The sequence below is a fragment of the Kitasatospora sp. NPDC059803 genome (assembly GCF_042732255.1).
Lineage (GTDB): Bacteria > Actinomycetota > Actinomycetes > Streptomycetales > Streptomycetaceae > Kitasatospora.
Window position 1 is genome coordinate 1 of the sequence record NZ_JBHWIJ010000445.1, and the last position, 4858, is coordinate 4858.

Consider the following 4858-nt stretch of genomic DNA (forward strand, 5'->3'; position numbering starts at 1 on the left):
CCCCACCGGCGGGGGCGCGGGGGGGGGGGTACGCGGGGCGGCCCCGCGCGGGGTGATAAACCGCGGTGGGCCCGGGGGGTTTGCCCCCCGGGGCCCCTCTCACGCGCCTGTGGTTACTTCTTTTCCTTCGGCGCCTCGGCGTCGGTGGACAGCGCGGCGATGAAGGCCTCCTGCGGGACCTCCACGCGGCCGACCATCTTCATCCGCTTCTTGCCTTCCTTCTGCTTCTCCAGCAGCTTGCGCTTGCGCGAGATGTCACCGCCGTAGCACTTGGCGAGGACGTCCTTGCGGATCGCGCGGACCGTCTCACGGGCGATCACCCGGGAGCCGATGGCCGCCTGGATCGGCACCTCGAACTGCTGGCGCGGGATCAGCTTCTGCAGCTTGCCTGCCATCATCACGCCGTAGCCGTAGGCCTTGTCCTTGTGCACGATCGCGGAGAAGGCGTCCACCGCGTCGCCGTGCAGCAGGATGTCGACCTTCACCAGCTGGGCGGACTGCTCGCCGATGGGCTCGTAGTCGAGCGAGGCGTAGCCGCGGGTCTTGGACTTCAGCTGGTCGAAGAAGTCGAAGACGATCTCGGCGAGCGGCAGGGTGTAGCGCAGCTCGACCCGGTCCTCGGACAGGTAGTCCATGCCCTGGAGGTTGCCGCGGCGGGACTGGCAGAGCTCCATGATCGCGCCGACGAACTCGTTGGGCGCCAGGATGGTGCCGCGCACGACCGGCTCGTACACCTCGGCAAGCTTGCCGGTCGGGAACTCGCTCGGGTTGGTGACGATGTGCTCGGTGCCGTCCTCCATGACCACCCGGTAGACCACGTTCGGGGCGGTGGAGATCAGGTCGAGGTTGAACTCGCGCTCCAGGCGCTCCCGGATGATCTCCAGGTGCAGCAGGCCGAGGAAGCCGCAGCGGTAGCCGAAGCCGAGCGCGACCGAGGTCTCCGGCTCGTACACCAGCGCGGCGTCGTTCAGCCGCAGCTTGTCCAGGGCGTCGCGCAGCAGCGGGTAGTCCGAGCCGTCCAGCGGGTACAGGCCGGAGAACACCATCGGGCGCGGCTCCTTGTAGCCGCCCAGCGCCTCGGTCGCACCCTTGTGCATCGAGGTGATGGTGTCACCCACCTTGGACTGCCGGACGTCCTTCACGCCGGTGATGATGTAGCCCACCTCGCCGACGCCCAGGCCGTCGGCGACCTTCGGCTCGGGCGAGATGACGCCGATCTCCAGCAGCTCGTGGGTGGCGCCGGTGGACATCATCGCGATCCGCTCGCGCTTGGTGAGCTGCCCGTCCACGACACGCACGTAGGTGACCACGCCGCGGTAGGAGTCGTACACCGAGTCGAAGATCATCGCGCGGGCCGGGGCGTCCTTGACGCCGACCGGGGCCGGGATGGTGTTGACGATGTGGTCCAGCAGGTCCTCGACGCCGAGGCCGGTCTTGGCGCTGACCTGCAGCACGTCCGAGGGGTCGCAGCCGATGATGTGCGCGATCTCCGCCGCGTACTTCTCCGGCTGGGCGGCCGGCAGGTCGATCTTGTTCAGCACCGGGACGATCGTGAGGTCGTTCTCCAGCGCCAGGTACAGGTTGGCGAGGGTCTGCGCCTCGATGCCCTGGGCCGCGTCGACCACCAGGATGGTGCCCTCGCAGGCCGCGAGGGAGCGGGACACCTCGTACGTGAAGTCCACGTGGCCGGGGGTGTCGATCATGTTGAGGATGTGCGTCGTCCCGGCATTCGGACCGGTCTTCGGCGCCCACGGGAGGCGGACCGCCTGCGACTTGATGGTGATGCCGCGCTCGCGCTCGATGTCCATGCGGTCGAGGTACTGGGCGCGCATCTGCCGCGGGTCGACGACGCCGGTGATCTGCAGCATCCGGTCTGCGAGCGTCGACTTGCCGTGGTCGATGTGGGCGATGATGCAGAAGTTGCGGATCAGCGCCGGGTCGGTACGGCTGGGCTCTGGCACATTGCTGGGGGTCGCGGGCACCTTGGTCCGATTCTCCGTTGGTCCGGGGCCGGGGGTGTCCTGGTCATCGCTGACCGGTTTTCCCGGGGACCGGACAGTCTCGTCCGATCGAAATAGTTCCTCCCATCTTCCCACGACCACGGCGCGGACCGCCGTTCGGTCCGCCCGGACCTTCTCCGGGCCCGCGCCAGGCGGCAGGATGACACCCCGTGATCCTCGAAAGCGCCCTGCTCGACGTCCTGCCCGGCCTGGAGGACGAGTTCCTCGCCGCCTTCGCCGAGGCCCGGCCCCTGATCGCCGTCCAACAGGGCTTCCGCTCCCTGCACCTGCGGCGCTGCCTCGACGAAGGACGCGGCTCGCGATTCCTCCTCCAGGTGGAATGGGAGACGCTCGCGGACCACACCGAGGGCTTCCGCCGCTCAGCCGAGTACCGGCAGTGGCGGGAGCTGCTGCACCGCTTCTACCGGCCGTTCCCGGAGGTCGAGCACTACGGGGAGCCGGTGCTCAGTGCGTAGCCGACCCACTACTGCGCAGGCGACCCGCCGTGGGGCCGGGCTCCCGGTTTGGGGCGGGTGGCGGGCCCCTGGTAGCGTGGGCTGCTGCACCTGGCCCCGGCATGCCCTCTCAGCTGCCCGGCGGCCGCGCGGTGCAGCCCGTTCAATCCTTTTAGACAAGACTGAGGCTCCTTCGTGGCGAACATCAAGTCCCAGATCAAGCGCAACAAGACCAACGAGAAGGCGCGCCTGCGCAACAAGGCCGTCAAGTCCTCGCTGAAGACCGCCCTGCGCAAGGCCCGCGAGGCCGCTGCCGCCGGCGAGACCGAGAAGGCCACCGTGCTGGCCCGCGCCGCCTCCAAGGCGCTGGACAAGGCCGTGAGCAAGGGCGTCATCCACGCCAACCAGGCCGCCAACAAGAAGTCGGCCATCACCAAGCGCGTCAACACGGCCGCCCAGGCCTGACGCCCCGGGGGCCTCGGCCCCCACCGCCTCGGGACGGACCCGGCCCTCTACCCGGACCCCTGAGGCGCGTGAGACTCGCACCGCACGCGGCCTGCGTTCGCCACGCGGGTGCGGTGTACGAAGCAGTACGACAGGCGCCGTAGTCGGCCTCTCTCCAGAGGCCCACTGCGGCGCCTGTCGCGTTCCGCGGCCCGACCGCTGTCGTCGGTCACGCGTGTCTGGGGCTCGGGGGTTCCGGGGCTCCGGGGCTCCGGCGGCGCTGCGGGCCGGCGCCTGGGGGACCGTCCGCTCGATGGGCACGTAGGCGGTGGCACGTAGGCGGTGGCAGGTGGGTCGGCAAGTAGCCGGGTAGCCGGGTCCGGCTCGTCCCGGGTTCGGTCCGGTGGCCGCGCCGCCGTCAGTACGCCGGGCGGGACCCGGCCCGGGCCGCCCGGGCGACGGCCACCACCGCGCGCTCCAGCGCGAAGGCCGGATCGTCCGAGCCGCCCTTGACGGCGGCGTCGGCCTGGGCGATCGCGGTCAGCGCGGTGGCCACCCCGTCGCCCGTCCAACCGCGCATCTGCTGGCGCACCCGATCGACCTTCCACGGCGGCATGCCCAACTCGCGGGCCAGGTCCGCCGGACGCATGTTCCGCCCGGTGGTCGCCAGCCGCCCGATGCTGCGCACGCCGGAGGCCAGTGCGTAGGTGATGCCGGTCGGCGGCTGGCCCACCGCCAGCGCCCAGCGCAGCCGCTCCAGCGCCTCCGCAGCCCGGCCGGTGACCGCCAGGTCGGCCACCTCGAAGCCCGTCGCCTCGGCCCGGCCGCTGTAGTAGCGGGCCACCACCGTCTCGTCGATCGCGCCCTCGACGTCCGAGGTCAGCTGGCTGCACGCGGCCGCCAGCTCGCGCAGGTCGCTGCCGAGCGAGTCCAGCAGGGCCTGGCAGGCCTCCGGTGTGGCCGAGCGGCCCAGCGTACGGAACTCGCCCCGGACGAAGGCCAGCCGCTCGCTCGCCTTGGTCAGCTTCGCGCACGCCACCTCGCGACCGCCCGCCTTGCGCCCGGCGTCCAGCAGGCCCTTGCCCTTGGCCCCGCCCGCGTGCGCCAGCACCATGATCACTTCTTCGGCCGGCGCCTCGATGTACGCCTTGACCTCCTTCACCGAGTCGGCGGAGAGGTCCTGCGCGGCCCGCACCACGATCACCTTGCGCTCGGCGAACAGCGACGGCGTGGTCAGCTCGGCCAGGCTGCCCGGCTGCAGGCTGCCGGGCGGCAGATCCCGCACGTCGGTGTCCGGGTCCGCCGCCTTCGCCGCCGCCACCACCTGGGCGACCGCGCGGTCCAGCAGCAGCTCCTCCTGGCCGACCGCGAGGGTCAGCGGGGCGAGCAGGTCGTCGGGTGCACTCTTCCTGGCCATCGCCTACCAGCATCCCACGGGGCGCGGACACTCCCGCCCGGGGCAACCCCCGCCCCCGGCCCCGCCCGGTCCCGCCCGGTCCCGCCTCTCCGGCCCGACCTGCCCGGCCCGACCCTGCCCGCCCGACCCGACCTGCCCGACCGCGCCGATCACCCGACCTGGAGAATGGTCCGGTGACCGAGAACCACACCACCGACCTGCCGGACGTCAACGACCCGCACGCCCGGCAACTGCTCGTCCTGCCCGACCGCGACGCCGCCGAGGACGCCTCCGAGGAGCTCAGCGCCGCCCACCCCGACCTCGGCGAGCTCGACCTCGTCCGGGACGCCCTGGCCGGCGAGGACGACGCCGAGGACGCCCAGTGGCTGGTCGTCGTCGAGCCCCCGGAGGAGGGCGGGTGCCCGGGGCGGCGGCGCGCCCGCGCCGCCCGCGCGGGGGGGGCGCCCCCGCCCGGGCCTCCTCGGCGGACACCGCCGGCCCGGCGAAGCCCCCGCCGATGACCAGGATCCGTGTCAACTCGCCTACCCCTCAGTGCGTTTGCC

Annotated in this window: 5 protein-coding genes; 3 read left to right on the forward strand and 2 right to left on the reverse strand. The window is 72.0% G+C overall.

Going from position 1 to position 4858, the window contains the following annotated elements; all coding sequences use genetic code 11:
- Positions 1 to 113: 113 nt before the first annotated feature.
- On the reverse strand, positions 114 to 1982 hold the full coding sequence (gene lepA, locus ACFV6I_RS37670; protein ID WP_079135577.1) for a translation elongation factor 4: 1869 nt from the start codon (positions 1980 to 1982) through the stop codon (positions 114 to 116).
- Between the two features lie 188 nt (positions 1983 to 2170).
- Between lepA and ACFV6I_RS37675 the strand changes: the two genes are divergently transcribed.
- Positions 2171 to 2476: an antibiotic biosynthesis monooxygenase family protein gene (locus tag ACFV6I_RS37675; protein WP_380430598.1), complete on the forward strand. Its 306-nt coding sequence runs from the start codon at positions 2171 to 2173 to the stop codon at positions 2474 to 2476.
- Between the two features lie 174 nt (positions 2477 to 2650).
- On the forward strand, positions 2651 to 2920 hold the full coding sequence (gene rpsT / locus ACFV6I_RS37680; protein ID WP_063347533.1) for a 30S ribosomal protein S20: 270 nt from the start codon (positions 2651 to 2653) through the stop codon (positions 2918 to 2920).
- 397 nt (positions 2921 to 3317) lie between these two features.
- Here the strand turns inward: rpsT and holA are convergent, their stop codons facing one another.
- Positions 3318 to 4316, reverse strand: a complete 999-nt coding sequence (holA, locus tag ACFV6I_RS37685) for a DNA polymerase III subunit delta (RefSeq protein ID WP_380336861.1) — start codon at positions 4314 to 4316, stop codon at positions 3318 to 3320.
- Between the two features lie 173 nt (positions 4317 to 4489).
- Here holA and ACFV6I_RS37690 point away from each other — a divergent pair, with 173 nt between their 5' ends.
- On the forward strand, positions 4490 to 4816 hold the full coding sequence (locus ACFV6I_RS37690; protein WP_380430600.1) for a hypothetical protein: 327 nt from the start codon (positions 4490 to 4492) through the stop codon (positions 4814 to 4816).
- Positions 4817 to 4858 lie beyond the last annotated feature (42 nt).